The organism is Bacillus sp. 123MFChir2, from assembly GCF_000383235.1.
Classification (GTDB): domain Bacteria; phylum Bacillota; class Bacilli; order Bacillales; family Bacillaceae_G; genus Bacillus_A.
This window is the reverse complement of sequence record NZ_KB910938.1, coordinates 37044-54984: the sequence shown is the minus strand read 5'-3', so window position 1 is coordinate 54984 and position 17941 is coordinate 37044. Positions and strand designations below refer to the sequence as shown.

The window sequence follows — 17941 nt, the reverse complement described above, 5'->3', positions numbered from 1 at the left end:
AGCAAAGCAAATTATCCGTTAACAGAGCCTTATTTTCCAACGAAGAAAGCGCATGCAAAAACCATGCCAAAAATATATTTCACAAACATTTCATTTGAATTTTTTTTTCAAACCCCCTACAATCACCATATACTCACTCTTACAAGTCACTAATTTTTAGGAGGACTTACTATGCAAACCAGCAAGACTTATAAATTTTATATAAATGGAGAATGGAAAGAAAGCTCGTCTGGGCAAACAATCGACATTTCATCTCCATATCTTCATGAAGTAATCGGACAAGTACAAGCCATTACTCGCACTGAAGTAGATGAAGCGATTCAATCGGCGAAAGAAGCTCAAAATGACTGGGCTGAAGCGTCTCTTCAAGATCGTGCACAGTATTTATATAAATGGGCTGATGAGCTCGTGAATATGCAAGATGAAATTGCTGACATCATCATGAAAGAAGTCGGCAAAGGATATAAAGATGCACAAAAAGAAGTTGTCCGTACAGCTGATTTCATTCGTTACACAGTAGACGAAGCGATGCATATGCATGGTGAAAGTATGATGGGTGATAGCTTCCCTGGCGGCGCTAAATCTAAACTTGCGATTATTCAGCGTGCTCCGCTTGGCGTTGTTCTTGCAATCTCACCATTTAACTATCCTGTCAACTTAGCAGCTGCCAAGCTTGCACCAGCTCTTATTACAGGAAATGCTGTTATCTTTAAACCAGCTACACAAGGCGCAATTAGCGGTATTAAAATGATTGAAGCTTTGCATAAAGCAGGCCTTCCAAAAGGACTTGTTAATGTAGTAACAGGACGTGGTTCTGTCATTGGTGATTATTTAGTAGAGCATTCTGGAATCGATATGGTATCGTTCACAGGTGGTACACATACAGGAAGACATTTAGCAAAAAAAGCGGCAATGATTCCACTTGTTCTTGAACTCGGCGGAAAAGACCCTGGTATTGTACGCGAAGACGCGGACTTACAAGAAGCTGCTAAACATATTATTAGCGGGGCATTCTCTTACTCCGGTCAGCGCTGCACAGCGATCAAACGCGTGCTTGTACATGAACATGTAGCAGATGAACTTGTTCGCTTATTACAAGAAGAGGTTGCAAAACTATCTGTTGGTTCTCCGGAACAAGACAGCACGATCGTACCATTAATCGATGATAAATCTGCTGATTTCGTTCAAAATTTAGTAGACGATGCCATTCAAAAAGGGGCAACTGTTGTCATCGGCAACAAACGTGAACGTAACTTAATCTATCCGACACTTCTTGATCATGTAACAGAAGATATGAAAGTCGCTTGGGAAGAGCCATTCGGTCCAATTCTCCCAGTTATTCGCATTTCTTCTGATGAACAAGCAATTGAAATTACAAACAAATCTGAGTTTGGTTTACAAGCAAGTGTATTTACAAAAGATATTAACAAAGCATTTCACATCGCAAACAAAATCGAAGTAGGCTCTGTGCAAATTAACGGACGCACAGAACGCGGCCCAGATCACTTCCCATTCATCGGTGTAAAAGGTTCTGGTATGGGCGCACAAGGAATTCGTAAAAGTCTTGAATCAATGACGCGCGAGAAAGTAACAGTATTGAATTTAATGTAAAGACAGAAACCCTCTTTTTTAAGCGGGCGAGTGCACCTGGCCGTGCGTAGTAACGGTCAGGGCTTTTTTTTGCCACTGGCGAGGGTTAAGTCCCGGTCTTGTTAGGTTAAAAAATGATAACTACTCAGCTATACCTTTTAGAAATTTAGAAAAGGGGATAATTCTAGTAAAGATGTGTCTCTCTATTACTTATAAATCCATTTTTCGGCATATAAACTGCTGTCATGCAAACAGGCAATGACCTGCACTTATTGGCTACCTTTGTTTTCAAACCTTGCACGGGGCAGGAAAAGGCACTGACCGCCTCTATGCATGGCCAGTTGCTTTGGGATCTCCTCCCCTAAAAAAAGTGGTTTTTATATAAATACAAGTTGACTTTTTAACATCTAAGTCGCTGCTTGCTGTCTATCTTTGTTTTAAACTTTGCACGGGGCAGGAAAAGGCACTGACCGCCTCTATGCACGGCCAGTTGCTCTCGCCCACCGAAAAAGAAAAGGGTTTTTATGTTAGTTTTTCAACTTGTATTTATATATTTTATAAAAATAGTTACTAGCACTGTATTTTCCCAGCACACACTCTCTATCGTTTTCATATATATATATTAACTTCTGATAGAGAGGAGGCGGTCTCATGGCAATCACATTAAACGGCTTAGTTGAAGGTGACAAAATCCGTGTGTTTTCAGCAGGTCGTGAAATTGACGGTGAAGGTGTTTTCCTTCGCGTAGACAACAACAACTTCTTAATCTGGGTTGATAACCATGCAAATATCAATGTGACAAGCTTAAATACAATTAGCATTCGTAAAATTTCCTAATTGCCTATAAATTTGTTTCATTCTTTCATAAGAAGACGCTGAGTCTATATCAAAAGGAGTAAGAGAAACCCTTTTTGAATAGACTTTTTTTTATGATATATTTTACACTGTTTATATGACTGATGACTCTGTTAAGATTAACGGAACCAAAAGTTATTTGTAAGAATTTAACGTATTTCTATCTACCTTTATATTTATAAAAATGGTTGCTAGAAATACATTTCTCTAGCACACACTCTCTATCGTTTTCATATATATATATTAACTTCTGATAGAGAGGAGGCGGTCACATGGCAATCACATTAAATGGTTTAGTAGAGGGCGACAAAATTCGCGTATTTTCAGCAGGACGTGAAATTGACGGCAGAGGTGTTTTCATCCGCGTAGACAATAACAACTTCTTAGTTTGGGTGGATAGCCACGCAAATATCAACGTTACAAGCTTAGATACAATTAGTATTCGCAAAGTTTCCTAATAATTTTTAAAATGTTTTACCCTCTCACAATAAAATACTGAGTCTATTCAAAAAGAGCTATATTCCCTCTTTTTGAATAGACTCTTTTTTTATAATATGTTTTACACTGTTTATATGACTAATGGTTAAATTATAATCTACGTTAATCCAATATAACCATTCACTCGTACAATCAATAAAAATACCTTCCATATTTATTTCTCCGTCAAATATTTCGATCTTATCTCCCAATGAGAAAAAAGAAGGTAATGCACTCCTTTCTGCTCTTTTACTTACATTCTTTTGTATGTTATAAAGTAGCCTCATACATTGTTCTAAAGAAGCTGCGAGCTCTTCATTTTGTTTTTTCAACGCCTCTATTGGATCCGTGTTTTCACACGTATCCATTCCCTTTCCGCATATAAAGCAGTTCCTCTTAAACCATCTCTCCATCCGCTTATCCCTGCCTCAAAGTTCTGGGGAATTAAATGCGAGCTGCAATTTCCCCTTCTTTTATATACATATTGTATGATGCAAACTTCAAAGTTGTTTCATTATTCCGAACATACCCTATTCTCACAATCATCCGATTATATTCATTTACATTGACGAATAAAAATCCATTTGTTACCCTTGTTAATATTAACTTTATATATAATAAATCCTCATTCGTATCTCGGTGAGGTAGAGGTTGCAATTATTAATAGTATGATTTGGGAGATGTGTGGCATCGCTGAACAAATCAAAAAGGAATAATTGCCGAAGCGAGAAGTATCCACAACGCTTTCTTGCTGGGTCTGCATTGAATAAGTGCAGGACTGTCACAAGCTTTTTGCTTGTGGAGAGCTATCGAGAGATATGTCCGTGGGTTTCTTAATAAGATTGAGAAGCGCGTGAACATATACGCGCTTTTTTGTTTTGTTTGGAACTTCAAACACATACATATCTCCTCGCTTGACTTGGTTATACTAATTTTGGAGGTAGTTTCTATGCAACAAAAAAAATGGGGTTTTTGGGTACTCACTGCATTTGTAGTTGGAAATATGGTCGGAGCTGGTATTTTCATGGTTCCGAGTACATTAGCACAAACAGCTAGCCCTCTTGGTGTTACATTAGCTTGGTTAACAACAGGGTTTGGCGTGTTAATGCTAGCACTTGTTTTTGGTAATTTAGCAATTCGTCGTCCTGACTTAACAACAGGCCCGCAAAGTCATGCTTATGCACTCTTTTCTAAACAAAAAACGAAAAAAATGGCGGGTTTTAGCATCGTGTGGGGCTACTGGGTTGCAAACTGGGCAAGTAACGTCGCTATCATTACATCATTTGCTGGTTATTTATCGCTCTTTTTCCCAATTATGAAAGATACACGTGTATTATTTTCAGTCGGAACGTTAGACATTGCAGTCGGAAAACTGATTACGTTCTCTATTTGTACCCTGTTACTATGGGGAACACACATGATTTTAACGAACGGTGTAAGCGGTGCTGGGAAACTAAACTTCCTAGCAACAACAACGAAAGTAACAGGATTCCTGCTTTTCATCGTTGTTACTTTATTCGCCTTCCAAGCATCTAAACTTGGACAATGGTATACACCGATTATTGATAAAGAAGGCATTTCACACGGACTATTATCACAAGTAAACTTAGCTGCCTTAACAACACTTTGGGCCTTTATCGGCATCGAGTCAGCTGTCTTATTATCAAACCGTGCTGTTTCACCAAAAACAGTAAAACACGCAACTGTTGCTGGTTTATTGTTAACTGTTGGAATTTACTTAGGAATTACAATCTTAACAATGGGCGTTCTTCATCTCGATAAGCTTCAAGCATCTGAACGACCATTAGCAGATGCCTTATCTGCAGCAATGGGACATGGTGGCGGAAAATTAATGGCGCTGCTTGCACTTACTTCTTTATTTGGATCCATCCTAGGCTGGGTTTTATTAAGCTCAGAAGTACCGTATCAAGCAGCAAAAGAAGGGTTTTTCCCCTCTTTCTTTGCAAAAACAAATAAAAAAGGAAGCCCGATTCATTCGCTTCGTATAACAAATATTATGTCACAAGTGTTCCTATTCTCAACACTATCCGGGACAATTGCCGAGGCGTATACATTTGTGATTACCGTTTCAACGCTAGCCTACTTAATTCCATATCTCGTTTCACCAATCTTCCAGCTGAAACTCGTGATGACAGGTGAAACATACGAAAATCAAAAAGGTTCTCGTATCATCGATGGAATCATTGCGGCAATTGCACTCATTTATGCACTATGGGTTATTAAAACCGGATCTTCTGATATGAAAACATTCCTGCTTGGTATTGGATTATTTGTCGTCGGATTTGCATTCTACCCATTAATGAAACGCGATGAGAAAAAGGCGAAACAAAACGAGCAAGTTGCCTAGAAGGTAGCTTGCTTTTTTTGTACATGAAAAAAATAAAAACCCTCTTTTTTAGGGTGGACGAGAGGGTCTGGCCATGTTTAGTAGCGGTCAGGGCCTTTTTTTGCCACAGGCGGCGTTAAATCAATAGATATTTTCCAAATTCACCCATGATGTCGTGGTGTGTATATGATAAAATAACAGAAAAAGGAATAAGGAGTATTAGTAACATGTTACAAATTTCCAAAAAGAGAAGCGTTGTACATATTATAGGGTATTTATTCGGAATTCTTGGATGCACTCTCAATTTAACAGTGTTTATTCACAACTTTTATTTAGATATGGAAATGATGGTATCTCTTTCCTTTCTACTCATATCCATCATGTTAGTCTTCTTCGCAATTATTCTCAATCGCTCATCTCTTATGTGTTTAGCTATTTTCCCTGTCTTACCTATTATGCATTTTTCTTTAATCGTACTAGCAATATCTAATTGCATGTATATTATAGCCAGCCTATGCATGGCAACCGAACACACATCTAAAAGAGGAAAACGTCAAAATAAAAGACTAGAACATTTTCGAAAAAACGGGTATTAAGTCGCTTCGAGAACTTATTCATATATTTCAAATCTTAACAATTCTACACTACAGAGGTGACTGTAATGACAATCGAAACACTTTGGACAAGTCGTGTCCAGCAACATTTACAAAAAATAACGATGTACTTTGCACGCATTGCAAGCAGTCTCATTTATAGCTTCCTTATTCTACTTGGCGTTGGCGGCTATTACTATGCAAAGTTTCTTCGTTCCTTTCCATCTGATTCTGTTGCCTTAACCATTGTGACGATTTTACTTACGGTGATACTCACTCGCTGCCCTATTCGAACTTTTTTACAAAAGCCTGATATGCTATATCTATTGCCGATAGAAGAGAAACTAACCTATTATTTTAAGCGTTCTCTTTTATATAGTTATCTCGTTCAAATCTTTCCCTTATTATGTGCTGTACTCATCATTACACCGCTTACCAAGCAGTCATTACATACAACGCCTGCTTTTTTATGCGGCGCTTTTATCATCCTTACTTTTATAAAGTGGTGGAACATGTACATACATTGGACATATCGAAATACAGAACTTGCTTCATACTGGTTACTCATTCGAATATTTTGCAATGCAGCCCTTACATATACAATGCTTCAATTCACTTCCATTATGATTGTAGGCAGTATACTCCTTGTCATGGCGCTCTTATTTTTATATACGATGAACAAGCAAAAACGGCACATCCATTGGGAATATTTCATAGAGCAAGAAGAAAAAATGGACATGCGCTTTTATCAATTTGTTCATTTCTTTACAGATGTGCCGCAAATCAAACAGCAAGTCAAACAAAGAAAATGGCTCACCATTTGGCTGGAACGGATACTATATAAAAAGCGATCTCCCTTTTTATATTTGTATAGTTTATCCTTCGTACGTACTAACGATTACTTCGGTATGTATATACGATTAACTTTAGTCGGAGGCTTTCTTTCCTACTACATTCCTAGCCTGATTGGAAAAGGAATCACCGCGTTATGTTTCCTATACATATCATTTTTACAACTCCGCGCCCTTTGGAATTATTTTTCGGGAAATAGTATTGTAGCATTGTATCCAGTTTCAGTTGCGGAGCAAAAGCAGGCTTTTATGACGTTTATCTATTTAGTGAGTTTTATGCAGTTTTTGTTCTTTTTTTGGGTTATCTTACTGAAATAGAAAGCATCCATTTTCGTCTAAATGGATGCTTTCTATTATCTTATTCAATAACTTGCTGCTTTTTCGCTTTCCTGTAGAAATAGATTGCTAAAAACACACCTATAACAACACAGACAATTCTTTCCCGATATTCTTCATGTGCTGCTTACGACTTTCCCCAATAATGTGATCTACACTCTGCCCTCTTTTTTCAGCTTCTGTTAAGTGAATTTCTAACTCGTCTACAATTTCATTGATATCTTCATCTTTCTTGCCCCGCTGCAATAAATACATTCTCAGTTCAATTAAAAACTGTTCTGACTTCGTTGATAACATGTTATTGTCCCCCTTTATTTATCCCGCTATTCGTGGGCAGTAAGACTCCCACCTCAAGATTGAGAGAGAAGCGAAGAAGATAGGTGGGAGATAACTGCCCGTAAAAGCCCGATTGGTTCAACTAACCATCGGTGGGTGATGAAGAACCTCCCACCGATGGAAGTTTCACTTTATCACATTTTCAACAGATCGTTTTAAATCGTTCCACCGCTCTTTAAAACTATCCAGTTCCTTCTCCCCTAATTCTGTTAAAAGATAATACTTTCGTTTTGGGCCAGCAGTTGACTCCCTTAACACACTTGTTAGCAAACCTTCTTTTTGCATACGTAATAATAAAGGATAAATAGTTCCTTCACTAAAGGAATGGAACCCATAGCTATGTAACTTCTCCGTTAATTCATAACCGTATATTTTTCCTTCTTGAATAATGGCTAGAATACAGCCTTCCAAAATGCCCTTTAGCATTTGCGTTGAATCAGCCATTGTCTCTCTCCTTTTTGTACATACTCCTTAATACCTTGTAATACAAGGTAAATAATTAAACTAATAACTTGCAATGCAAGTGTTATAACCATAAAATAACACACACTAACTTGTAATACAAGATATACATCAATTAAAAAAGCACTGACCGCTTCTATGCACGGCCAGTCCCTCTCGTCCATCTAAAAAGAAAGGGGTTTTAGATCATTACAAGTAGCCTTCACATTACCCTATCTTCTCTACTTTCTCCTTTTGAAGATGATACATATCTACCGCTTTCTTAAATAAGAGAATACTACTTATTCCGATCAGGCAGTACAAAATGCTCATTCCCCAAGAAGCAATAACAGAACCGATCATAATACCGAGCGTTCCAACCATTTTTGCAATTTGGAAGACCATGCTGGTAATGGCCATATAGGAACTTCTCGCATCGTCCCTTGCCATATCTGCCCGAATCGATTGGCTTACTGGCACATACATCATTTCTCCAATTGTTTGGAACAAACCTGCCAGTAATAAAATCCATAGACTGTTACTTGCTCCAAATATCGTAAACCCAATTGTATAGATAAATAAACCTGCATACAGTACTTTCCGGTCATCAAAGTGATTCATGATTTTTACCATAAGCGCTGAAAATAACACAACTAATACTGTATTTTCAGTGGATATCCAGCTTAGCATCCGAATCCCTGTTAAATCAAAATTATTTCCGTTCCAGAATGAAAATGTTATCGTTTCAAATTCCTTTTGCAGACGAACGCCGATGTAATTATTAATTTGAAATTCTAATGATAATGCACATATACTTCCTAAGCACAATATGATAAACGCCTTATCTTTCATGACAACTCGGTAATTGTTTACCATATCTGTTAATACGTTTTGCTTTTCTACCTTCTTTTGAACGACATATACTTCTTCCATATAAACTGTAATTAAATACAGCGTTAATACGGCAATACCTGTCAGCAGTATAAATAATTGAAAACGATAGTGTTCAAAGAGCAGTCCCCCGAAAATCGCACCGATCGCAATCGATAAATTAATTGCCCAGTAATTAATGCTGTACATCATTTTTCGATTTTCCGGTGTACTTACATCAATTAACATTGCTTCTGTTGCTGGGTTCATCAAGCCTGAACCGATGCTATTGATTAGTAAAAATACAAATGTAAGCCAAGGTGAATCTATATAATCTGAGTTCGCAACTCCCATACATGCAATAGAGACTACTTGAATTACCTGTCCAATAATCATAACTTTTTTCCGTCCTAATGTATCGGCAATATAGCCGCCATATAAACCGACAATGAGTGACGCAATTACGTTCAATAACAATAGGAACCCCGCTAATGCTGCTCCTAACTTTATGGAGAAGTAAATCGCCATAAATGGAAAAATCATCGTTCCTACTGTCCGAGTTAAAAAGGATGTAATAATTCTAATTTTAATGTTGCGATGCATTGACCAAAATCCCATCTGTTTCTCCCTCCTTCTTGTTTCTCCATTTTACTTTGAAAAAGAGGAAGAAAAAGGTTAAAATATTCAGAAGAGTTTCCCCTTTTAGAAAAAGGAGATGATAATATGAAAATTATGGACCACTATATTCGGCTAAGACTTTCCTTTCCAAATAAACAACACATTCAAAATAGTCTCCAAGAACTAGCAACTATTTTATTTTGCAGTACAAAAAATGTGAAGATTTTACTGAAAAAAATGAGTGAAGAAAAACTAATTGACTGGATACCAGGGAGAGGCCGAGGAAATAAAACGGAAATTTACTTTCTGCAAACGTTCGGAGAAGCGATTTTACCACATGTTGAAGAGCTTTTAAAAAATGAAAAATTAAAAGAAGTCTTCCTTTTATTAAAAGAACCGCTTCCTTTCTTACTCCGTGAAAAAATAGAAGAACGATTAAATACTTATTTTGGATATAAAACTTCCGGCGATCTGTATGATGTGCTCAAAATTCCTTATAACCGAAAATTACTCCCCATCGATCCGGCTTTTGCAGCTGTGACAACAGAAAGTCATCTGATTAGCCAAATCGTTGATACATTAGTGAAATATAACGAGAAAACGGACGAAATCGAGCCGCATTTAGCACATACTTGGGAAGTAAGCGCTGATCAACTCACGTGGATATTCTACTTACGTAAAGGTGTTCGCTTTCATCACGGAACAACATTATCAGGAAAAGATGTAATCTTCTCCTTCGAAAGGTTGCAGGCCGTTCAATCTCCTTTTGACTGGCTAACAGAGGGAATTGCGAAAATAGAAAATCCATCTCCTCTGCAAGTTATCTTTCATTTACGAAAACCAAATCGCTTTTTTCTACATTACATAAGCTCTGTACAATTATCCATTTTACCGCATGATGTAATGATTCAAACTCATCAGTATAGTGGTACAGGTCCCTTTAAAATAAAAAGCTTTACCGAAGATAATGTTATTTTAGAAGCATTTCCAGATTATTTTAAAGAGCGGGCACTCCTTGATCAGATTGAATTTTGGTTTATTCCAGAGCAGTCAAAAATACAAACAAATTACGAATTACCAAACACGGGGTGCAACGAAGAAAAGGCAGTGGAAACAGAAGAAATCGGCTGTATATACGCAGCATTTAACTTCCAAAAACATGGCCCGCAGCATGATATCTTTTTCCGAAAAGCGTGGGCAGAAATCATGGATCCCCTATCGTTAATTCAAGACCTTGGTGATAATCGGACCATGCCGGCTTATAGCTTCTTTCCCGATAAAAGCCGTATGATGCATAAAAAAACATCTTTATCGAAAGCGAAAGAATACTTGCAACAAAGTACATATAATGGAGAGATTATACACATCTATTTCTTTGCATTTAAAGGGAGCGAGCGCGATGCGATTTGGTTACAAAAACGCTGTGAACCACTCGGCATACGTCTGCAGCTTCATCCTTTTCTAGTCACTGATTACTTTAACGAAGAAATTGCTAAGCAAGCCGATATCATTTTAACAGGCGAAGTACTCGACGCTAATCTTGAAATGGCTTTTGTACATATCTTTAAAAATAAAAGCTGCTTCGTTCATCGCTTCAGACATCCTCATTATCATGAGAAAATCGAGGGCATGCTTGACCGTTTTATAGCAGAGCCAAATAAAGAAAAACGATACGACTTCATACATGAAATCGAAAAGCTTCTTAGTGACCAGCACCTTCTTATCTTTTACTACCATGTCTTAAAAAGAAGAAGTTTCCCATCTGCCTTGCAAAATGTCACCATCGACTCGTTCGGATGGACTGACTTTGCCAAACTGTGGATTCGTCCTCATGCATAAGAGGCCGAGCTAACTAGCTCCGCCCTCTCCTTGCAACGGCAACACAGTAGAATACTTAATCTCCCTTAGCGCCAAACTCGTTTGAATTCTCGTAATGCCGAGCATATTTAGTTTACGAATAAAACGTTCCAGTTCATTTCGATCGCGGTGCACCACTTTTAAAATATAATCATACTCTCCCGTTAAACAATGACATTCCAATACTTCTGGCATTTCGCGCATCGCTTTCTCTAACACTTCGAGCTTCTCCGCTTGATGAATATTTGTGCTGACAAAAATAAAGCATAATAAGTCAAATCCAAGTTTCTCTTGATTTAAAATGGCGACTTGCCGATTAATAAATCCTTCGTTTTCTAATCGTTTCACCCGCGCATGTGTAGCTGGCGGCGAAAGATTAACGCGGCGCGCAACCTCGGCATTACTTAGTTGCCCTTCTTGTTGCAGCACATTTAAAATTTGAACATCTAAATGATCTAACTGTTCCATTTCCAATCTCCCTTTTCAAAGCAAACGATTATTCGCGAAAACACATAACAACCGCACTTAAAATGAACAAAATTTCGCAAAATAGCATAATCACTTTATATTATTTCGAATTTTACTAATTATACAAAATAATATATATGACAAACAAGAAAAATGCTACAATTTACATAGTTTAAATTATATAAATACAAATTGAAAAAATGACATAAAAACCACTTTTTTTAGGGAAGGAGACCAGAGCAACTGGCCATGCATAGAAGCGGTCAAGGCCTTTCCCTGCCACGTGCAAAGTTTAAAACAAAGGTAGAAAGCAAGTAGCGGCCATGTTTTGTTCTGCATAACAGCGAATTATATGTTAAAAAATCAACTTGTATTTATATATATGTATTACACCACCGTGCACAGTGGCTTTCTTTCATCAAACGGGCAATGCGCAAGCCCTACTTTCTTGTAAAAGGAGCTAACTCGTATTATGCCTTATGTTATTTTATTACTTATCACAAGCCTATTATGGGGCGGAAATTTCGTTGTGGGAAAATCTCTTGTCGGGCACGCTTCGCCGATGACACTTACGACTCTTCGCTGGGGCATTGCAGTCATTTGCCTTTTCCCCATTGTTTGGCTGAAAGAAAAGAAACTATTCCCGCCAAAAGAGGCAATTCTCCCTTTATTTCTAATGGGGGTTACTGGCGTTGTTTTCTTTAACATTTTTCAATTTTGGGCGTTAGAGCACACATCAGCAACAAATGTTGGTCTTATTTCTACGTTAAATACGATTTCGATCGCTGTTTGTTCGGCGCTATTTTTAAAAGAAAAAATGAATATATGGCAAGTCACATCGATGATTATTTCCTTTTTCGGGGTTACGCTTGTTCTTTCAAAAGGAAAAATAGATATGCTGTTTTCTTTACATTTTAATATTGGTGATTGGTGGATGATGGCCGCGGTATGCGTATGGGGCATTTATTCTGTTTGCAGTAGATGGGCAACGAAAAAGACAACGCCAATGATGTCTACTTTATATTCTGGTATCTTTGGTATTATCATATTGATTCCCTTTAATATCTCTGATTTCACTATTTCAAATGTAAACGCTTCGTTCTTAGGATCGATCCTGTACACAGGTGTAATTTCAACTGTGTTATGTATGGTTTTCTGGAATATCGGCGTCCAAAAATTAGGGGCGACTACAGCGGGCATTTTTTTGAATTTCAATCCGATTTTCACTGCTATTTTAGCGTTTCTCTTATTAGGGGAACAAATGACGTGGATTCAAATCGTCGGAAGTATGATTGTGATCGGTGGCTGTTACTTATTTTCGCACTTCAAATCTAGTACGACTTCATATACATCGACCCGCTTGGCAAAGACTCATTAAGAATCGTATCGAACATCGTCGAAAGGTCTTTATTCCGTGTCGAATCGCCGATAATTGATACAAAAATTGAGCTGGCAAAGGCACATAGATGCCTTTGCCAGCTCTCACACAAAATACTTCTTCAATAGTGGCGGCGTAATAATCGTCGTCAAAATAACAACGATGACAATCGATGTAAAACTCTCTTTCGCCAATAAATTTGCAGTTAATCCATTGGAAGCAATAATGAGTGCTACTTCTCCCCTTGATACCATTCCTGCACCAATACTAATAGAGGAACGTAAATCAAATCCTGTTAACCGAGCTCCAAGTCCTGAGCCGATTAATTTTGTTAAGATAGCAATAACAGTCATAATGACAATGAACCATATTTGATTCCCTAATCCGTGAAACGTGATTTCCATCCCAATACTTACGAAAAAGATTGGAACAAAAATAGCATAGGCAATCGGCTCAATTTTATGTTCTACTTCATGCTTATATGTAGTCTGCGAAATGGCAATTCCAGCTGCAAACGCTCCAATAATCCCAGCAATCCCCATCATTTCACTGTAATAAGCAAAGGAAAAACAAATAATGAGCGCTGCGCTAATTAATGACTCCGAAACGCGAAGCGGCGACAAAATTTTCATAATGAACGGAACAGCCTTCCAGCTAATGAGAAAAATTGTAACAAAAAAGATGACTTTCTTCGCAATGACGATCGTTACATTCACATCTTGCGCCCCAAGAAAACTCATTACAAATGCTAGTAATATAACAACAATCACGTCATCAAATACAGCTGCTCCTAAAATCGTTATGCTTTCCCTCGTATTCATTTTTCCTAAATCTCGTAATGTTTGCACGGAAATACTAACAGAAGTAGCGCAAAGAAGTAGCCCCAAAAAAATCGCATGCGCCTGCACCATTCCAAACAAAAGACCCCCAACATATCCGCCGACAAACGGAAAGATAATTCCCCCTATCGCCACAGCAAAGGATGATGTAAGATTACGGCTTAATTCCTCTAAATCTGTTTCAAGACCGGCCATAAACATAAGAAGCAATACACCAATTTCACTTAATTCATCAATGAGCTCAGAACTATTAATAATGCCAAGCATTGCTGGACCAATCACAATACCAATTATTAGCTTTCCTAATACAGACGGTTGTCCAAGCCTTACGCTAATATCACCGGCCAGTTTTGTACAAAGTAAAATGATGACAAGTTCAAAATAAAATAACATGCTATCTTCTCCTACTAAAAAATGCATTCATTTCTTACGATAGTGTTTGCTTAAATGTGTCGTTTTATTTATTATAATTTTAGTTGACAAAATATTCTGAATTATGATAAATTCACAAGTAAAATTACATATTTATTCCAAAAGTGCAACTGCACCACTCTCCATTGTATGTATATACTATACAATCTCCGCTCTCTATTTCATTCTCTTAGGTGCTACGAAACCTCGCAGTTGTATCGATCCCGTTTTAGCGGGAGTAAGACCACCATTTTACGGAGAGGAGATTTAAATTTGAAAACACTTTTACGAAAGAAACCCCTTACGACCGAAGCACCTCGTCAGCTGAATCGAACATTAAGTGCTCTTGATTTAACCTTTTTAGGCATTGGAGCTGTAATCGGGACAGGCATTTTCGTTTTAACCGGGATTGTTGCAGCAAAGCACGCTGGTCCTGCGATTATGCTATCATTTCTCATCGCTGCCTTCACTTGTGCATGCGTTGCTTTTTGTTATGCTGAGTTTTCCTCTTCTATTCCGATTTCAGGAAGCGTTTATACATATGCTTATATGACAGTTGGAGAAATTGTCGCCTTTATCGTCGGTTGGTGTTTAATGCTCGAGTATTTACTCGCTGTTGCTGCTGTTGCCGTTGGTTGGTCTGGTTATTTACAATCACTACTCCTTGGATTTGGAATCAAACTCCCGGCCATCATCGCCTCTGCCCCTGGTATAGGAAAAGGAGGCTTCATTGATTTACCAGCAGTACTCATTATCCTTTTTATTACATTACTTTTAAGTAGAGGCATTCGCGAAAGCGCACGTATCAATAATATTATGGTACTCATTAAACTAGCCGTCATCATTGCTTTTATCGTTGCCGGCGCAAAATATGTAAAACCAGAAAACTGGACACCGTTTCTACCATTTGGTTACGACGGCATTATTGCCGGAGCTGCAACTGTATTCTTTGCTTTTTTAGGCTTTGATGCGATTGCAACTGCTGCCGAAGAAACAAAGAAACCGCAGCGCGACTTGCCAATTGGAATTATCGGTTCTCTTCTTATTTGTACCGTACTATATATCATTGTTTCTTTTGTATTAACAGGGATGGTTTCTTACACACAACTAGACGTATCAGATCCAGTTGCTTATGCATTAAGGTTTGTTGGTGAAGATACAGTTGCTAGTTTCCTAGCTGTAGGGGCAATGACGGGGATGACAACCGTTATTCTTGTCGTTATGTATGGACAAGTACGCGTCTCCTATGCGATGAGCCGTGATGGGCTACTGCCAAAAGCATTATCTCGCGTAAATGAAAAATTTAAAATCCCTTTAGTAAACACGTGGATTATGGGGATTGGCGCTGCAGCACTTGCTGGCTTATTAGATTTACACATACTTGCAAACCTTGTAAGTATCGGTACATTAACAGCATTTACGTTCGTTTGCTTTGCTGTACTCATCCTACGAAAAACGCATCCAAACTTACCGAGAGCATTCCGCGTTCCATTTGTCCCTATTTTGCCAATCATTGCAATTTGCTGTTGTCTATACTTGATGTTCAACCTTTCAAAAGAAACATGGATTGGCTTCGGGATATGGCTAACAATCGGTTTATGTGTATACTTTTTCTACTCAAAACGAAACAGTCATTTAATCCTTTCTAAGCCAAACGATGAAAAAAAAGAAGCGTAAAAAAGCAAGCTCGCTATCCTTAGTGAGCTTGCTTTTTTTTATCATTTTTGCTCTTTCTTCTTTTTCCAAGATTCCATACTATCAAAGAAAAAGTTAATAAACAATGCTCCTAGTCCTCCTAATACAAAGGTTATTAAAAAAAGCATCCACAGGCTTTTATCTCCCAAAAATTTATATCCGACTAGGAGCACGATACCAACCCAGACATACTCAAGAATTTGTTTTATCTTTCGATTCGACACATTATCCGCCCCTTATACACAATCTCTATTCTATTTTAACATATATAAATCCAACCTGACTTTCCAACACACAAGTCGCCGCTACTTGCTGTCTATCTTTGTTTTAAACTTTGTACGTGGTAGGAAAAGGAACTGACCGCCAAAATAAGGCGGCTTTCTTATTCACATTCTCTTCTATTTTTTTTCTTAATAAGCTTGTACATTACAAACCCAATTAAGAAAATAGCTATAACCCCTAACATTGGCAACATATACTGCTCTACCATAGCGCCAGCCTTGTGCCAATGCGGGCCAAGTTTCATTCCAACGTAAATATACAGCGCTGTTAACGGGAACATCGCAACAAATGTATAAATAATAAACTGCCAAATATTCATTTTTGCCATGCCGCATGGAATCGAAATAAGTGTCCGTACACCTGGAACAAATCGCCCTGTAAATGCTACCACCGGACCATACTTTGCAAAGAATTGATCTGCCTTTTGAATCTGTTCTTCTTTTATAAAGAAATACTTTCCATATTTCATTACGAGAGGACGGCCTCCGTAATATCCTAAAGCATACAACGTTAACGGCCCTGTCGTTCCTCCGATTGTTCCCGCTAAAACAGCAACCCAAAAATTCATATCACCTTCATATACCCAATAACCAACGAGCGGCAAGACAACTTCAGCTGGGACAAATTCAAACGTTAAAGCTAACACAACGCCAAAATAAGAAAATTGTTTTAAGTAATGAATAAAATCTAAAATCAGTTGCTCCATCTATCTTTCTCCTATTCTATTAATCCATATTTATCCTGCAAATGAACAGGAGCCATTTTCACAATCCGCTGTAAAATAAACAAAATGACCGCTACATCATCTAGTACACCAAAAAACAATAAAAAATCCGGAATGATGTCAAACGGAAACATGACATATCCACATAAGAATAAGATAGAAAGCATTTTCTTCTTCAATTCAACATCCCTCGATAGAAAGAATTCACCTAAAAACGGAATGAATTTACGTACTTGAACGATGAGACGTACTCTTTTCCACAACTTTCTCATATCCCTTCTCCTCTCTCGGTCTCTTATTACACATACAAAAAGGACCTTTACCGAAATAGTAAAGGTCCTTAAAAGACAAAAAGGGGCCCTTACCATGATTGGTAAAGGTCTCACTAACAACACAATTGTTGCCAACAAAGCCGAGGGTTTCTCCCTGTAATGACGACTTTGCTGCTAGAGCTACTCCCCTTTATATACATGTTTTATACCGCTATGTTAAAAGGTTTCAGGTGAAAAGTCAATGATTTCTATCATGTATGAATGCTAGATTATCATCCAGTGAATAGCCTCTCCCGATGAACTTTACGGTCTGCTTGCAGAAAGAAAGTCTTTATTACAAAAAATGATTGACGGTAACACAGAATATAATTATTCTAATTAAATGTGGTTCTCACACAAAAACTTCAAAGTGGAAACATGATTTTGTTAATAGTCAAAAACTATATAAATACAAATTGAAAATCGACGCAAAGACCTCCTTTCTTTTTAGGGAGGGCGAGAGCATCTGGCCGTGCATAGGAGCGGTCAGTGCCTTTTCCTGCCGCATGCGAGGTTTAAAACAAAGGAAGCAAACCAGTAGCGGTCCTGTTATATTCTGCATAGCAGCAATTTATATGCCGAGAAATAAAAATAGATTTATATAATCATTCCCATGAAGTTAATGAAACACCTATCCAAGGAAAAATCCAGTAGATTCCGAC

The 17941-nt window shown here is 37.8% G+C and carries 16 protein-coding genes, 1 pseudogene and 1 riboswitch; of the genes and pseudogenes, 8 read left to right on the top strand and 9 right to left on the bottom strand.

Annotated elements, in window-relative coordinates; all coding sequences use genetic code 11:
- Positions 1 to 171 precede the first annotated feature (171 nt).
- The 3 genes from H280_RS0110265 to H280_RS0110255 all read left to right on the top strand — a co-directional run bounded on the left by H280_RS0110265 (position 172) and on the right by H280_RS0110255 (position 2903).
- On the top strand, positions 172 to 1611 hold the full coding sequence (locus H280_RS0110265) for an NADP-dependent glyceraldehyde-3-phosphate dehydrogenase (protein ID WP_020061034.1): 1440 nt from the start codon (positions 172 to 174) through the stop codon (positions 1609 to 1611).
- 630 nt (positions 1612 to 2241) lie between these two features.
- Entirely contained in the window at positions 2242 to 2427 is a 186-nt protein-coding gene (locus tag H280_RS0110260) for a hypothetical protein (protein ID WP_020061033.1), read from the top strand.
- A gap of 290 nt (positions 2428 to 2717) precedes the next feature.
- Complete coding sequence (locus H280_RS0110255; protein ID WP_020061032.1) at positions 2718 to 2903, top strand: hypothetical protein; 186 nt, start codon at positions 2718 to 2720, stop codon at positions 2901 to 2903.
- Between the two features lie 57 nt (positions 2904 to 2960).
- Here H280_RS0110255 and H280_RS0110250 read toward each other — a convergent pair whose 3' ends face one another.
- Positions 2961 to 3290, bottom strand: a complete 330-nt coding sequence (locus H280_RS0110250; protein ID WP_155894995.1) for a hypothetical protein — start codon at positions 3288 to 3290, stop codon at positions 2961 to 2963.
- Between the two features lie 269 nt (positions 3291 to 3559).
- Positions 3560 to 3739, top strand: a riboswitch (Lysine riboswitch).
- A 132-nt stretch (positions 3740 to 3871) separates the two neighbouring features.
- On the opposite strand from H280_RS0110250, the gene H280_RS0110240 reads away from it, so the two are divergent.
- Positions 3872 to 5290, top strand: a complete 1419-nt coding sequence (locus tag H280_RS0110240; protein ID WP_020061029.1) for an amino acid permease — start codon at positions 3872 to 3874, stop codon at positions 5288 to 5290.
- Between the two features lie 640 nt (positions 5291 to 5930).
- On the top strand, positions 5931 to 7031 hold the full coding sequence (locus tag H280_RS0110230) for an ABC transporter permease (protein WP_020061027.1): 1101 nt from the start codon (positions 5931 to 5933) through the stop codon (positions 7029 to 7031).
- A 108-nt stretch (positions 7032 to 7139) separates the two neighbouring features.
- Here the strand turns inward: H280_RS0110230 and H280_RS0110225 are convergent.
- The 3 genes and pseudogenes from H280_RS0110225 to H280_RS0110215 all read right to left on the bottom strand — a co-directional run.
- A pseudogene (locus H280_RS0110225) lies at positions 7140 to 7346 on the bottom strand (NADH dehydrogenase subunit); the annotation flags it as partial.
- A 165-nt stretch (positions 7347 to 7511) separates the two neighbouring features.
- Positions 7512 to 7829 carry a PadR family transcriptional regulator gene (locus tag H280_RS0110220; protein ID WP_020061025.1) on the bottom strand — a complete coding sequence of 106 codons (318 nt, stop codon included), beginning with the start codon at positions 7827 to 7829 and terminating at the stop codon, positions 7512 to 7514.
- A 225-nt stretch (positions 7830 to 8054) separates the two neighbouring features.
- A complete protein-coding gene (locus tag H280_RS0110215; RefSeq protein WP_020061024.1) occupies positions 8055 to 9314 on the bottom strand; it encodes an MDR family MFS transporter in 1260 nt (419 codons plus the stop codon).
- A gap of 105 nt (positions 9315 to 9419) precedes the next feature.
- On the opposite strand from H280_RS0110215, the gene H280_RS0110210 reads away from it, so the two are divergent.
- Positions 9420 to 11153, top strand: coding sequence for an SgrR family transcriptional regulator (locus tag H280_RS0110210; RefSeq protein WP_020061023.1), 1734 nt, complete (start codon positions 9420 to 9422; stop codon positions 11151 to 11153).
- Between the two features lie 9 nt (positions 11154 to 11162).
- On the opposite strand, the gene H280_RS0110205 is transcribed toward H280_RS0110210, so the two are convergent.
- Positions 11163 to 11639 (bottom strand): Lrp/AsnC family transcriptional regulator, encoded by a 477-nt coding sequence (locus H280_RS0110205; protein WP_020061022.1) that lies wholly within the window; start codon positions 11637 to 11639, stop codon positions 11163 to 11165.
- A gap of 472 nt (positions 11640 to 12111) precedes the next feature.
- Between H280_RS0110205 and H280_RS0110200 the strand changes: the two genes are divergently transcribed.
- Entirely contained in the window at positions 12112 to 13017 is a 906-nt protein-coding gene (locus H280_RS0110200; RefSeq protein ID WP_020061021.1) for a DMT family transporter, read from the top strand.
- Positions 13018 to 13121: 104 nt separating this feature from the next.
- Here the strand turns inward: H280_RS0110200 and H280_RS0110195 are convergent, their stop codons facing one another.
- Positions 13122 to 14276: a cation:proton antiporter gene (locus H280_RS0110195; protein WP_051094771.1), complete on the bottom strand. Its 1155-nt coding sequence runs from the start codon at positions 14274 to 14276 to the stop codon at positions 13122 to 13124.
- Between the two features lie 264 nt (positions 14277 to 14540).
- Between H280_RS0110195 and H280_RS0110190 the strand changes: the two genes are divergently transcribed.
- The gene (locus tag H280_RS0110190) at positions 14541 to 15944 is read left to right on the top strand and encodes an amino acid permease (protein ID WP_020061019.1); all 1404 of its coding nucleotides are present in this window, start codon (positions 14541 to 14543) and stop codon (positions 15942 to 15944) included.
- A 41-nt stretch (positions 15945 to 15985) separates the two neighbouring features.
- Here the strand turns inward: H280_RS0110190 and H280_RS26095 are convergent, their stop codons facing one another.
- The 3 genes from H280_RS26095 to H280_RS0110175 all read right to left on the bottom strand — a co-directional run bounded on the left by H280_RS26095 (position 15986) and on the right by H280_RS0110175 (position 17240).
- The gene (locus H280_RS26095; RefSeq protein WP_020061018.1) at positions 15986 to 16186 is read right to left on the bottom strand and encodes a hypothetical protein; all 201 of its coding nucleotides are present in this window, start codon (positions 16184 to 16186) and stop codon (positions 15986 to 15988) included.
- Positions 16187 to 16344: 158 nt separating this feature from the next.
- Positions 16345 to 16950: a DedA family protein gene (locus H280_RS0110180; RefSeq protein ID WP_020061017.1), complete on the bottom strand. Its 606-nt coding sequence runs from the start codon at positions 16948 to 16950 to the stop codon at positions 16345 to 16347.
- Positions 16951 to 16961: 11 nt separating this feature from the next.
- Complete coding sequence (locus H280_RS0110175; RefSeq protein ID WP_020061016.1) at positions 16962 to 17240, bottom strand: YkvA family protein; 279 nt, start codon at positions 17238 to 17240, stop codon at positions 16962 to 16964.
- Positions 17241 to 17941 lie beyond the last annotated feature (701 nt).

Bases quoted from the DNA above. Each gene is read 5' to 3' on its own strand.
- H280_RS0110265 (WP_020061034.1), top strand. From the start codon at position 172: ATGCAAACCAGCAAGACTTATAAATTTTATATAAATGGAGAATGGAAA.
- H280_RS0110240 (WP_020061029.1), top strand. From the start codon at position 3,872: ATGCAACAAAAAAAATGGGGTTTTTGGGTACTCACTGCATTTGTAGTT.
- H280_RS0110180 (WP_020061017.1), bottom strand. From the start codon at position 16,950: ATGGAGCAACTGATTTTAGATTTTATTCATTACTTAAAACAATTTTCT.
- H280_RS0110175 (WP_020061016.1), bottom strand. From the start codon at position 17,240: ATGAGAAAGTTGTGGAAAAGAGTACGTCTCATCGTTCAAGTACGTAAA.
- H280_RS0110210 (WP_020061023.1), top strand. From the start codon at position 9,420: ATGAAAATTATGGACCACTATATTCGGCTAAGACTTTCCTTTCCAAAT.
- H280_RS0110230 (WP_020061027.1), top strand. From the start codon at position 5,931: ATGACAATCGAAACACTTTGGACAAGTCGTGTCCAGCAACATTTACAA.
- H280_RS0110200 (WP_020061021.1), top strand. From the start codon at position 12,112: ATGCCTTATGTTATTTTATTACTTATCACAAGCCTATTATGGGGCGGA.
- H280_RS0110255 (WP_020061032.1), top strand. From the start codon at position 2,718: ATGGCAATCACATTAAATGGTTTAGTAGAGGGCGACAAAATTCGCGTA.
- H280_RS0110220 (WP_020061025.1), bottom strand. From the start codon at position 7,829: ATGGCTGATTCAACGCAAATGCTAAAGGGCATTTTGGAAGGCTGTATT.
- H280_RS0110205 (WP_020061022.1), bottom strand. From the start codon at position 11,639: ATGGAACAGTTAGATCATTTAGATGTTCAAATTTTAAATGTGCTGCAA.
- H280_RS0110260 (WP_020061033.1), top strand. From the start codon at position 2,242: ATGGCAATCACATTAAACGGCTTAGTTGAAGGTGACAAAATCCGTGTG.
- H280_RS0110215 (WP_020061024.1), bottom strand. From the start codon at position 9,314: ATGGGATTTTGGTCAATGCATCGCAACATTAAAATTAGAATTATTACA.
- H280_RS0110250 (WP_155894995.1), bottom strand. From the start codon at position 3,290: ATGGATACGTGTGAAAACACGGATCCAATAGAGGCGTTGAAAAAACAA.
- H280_RS0110195 (WP_051094771.1), bottom strand. From the start codon at position 14,276: ATGCATTTTTTAGTAGGAGAAGATAGCATGTTATTTTATTTTGAACTT.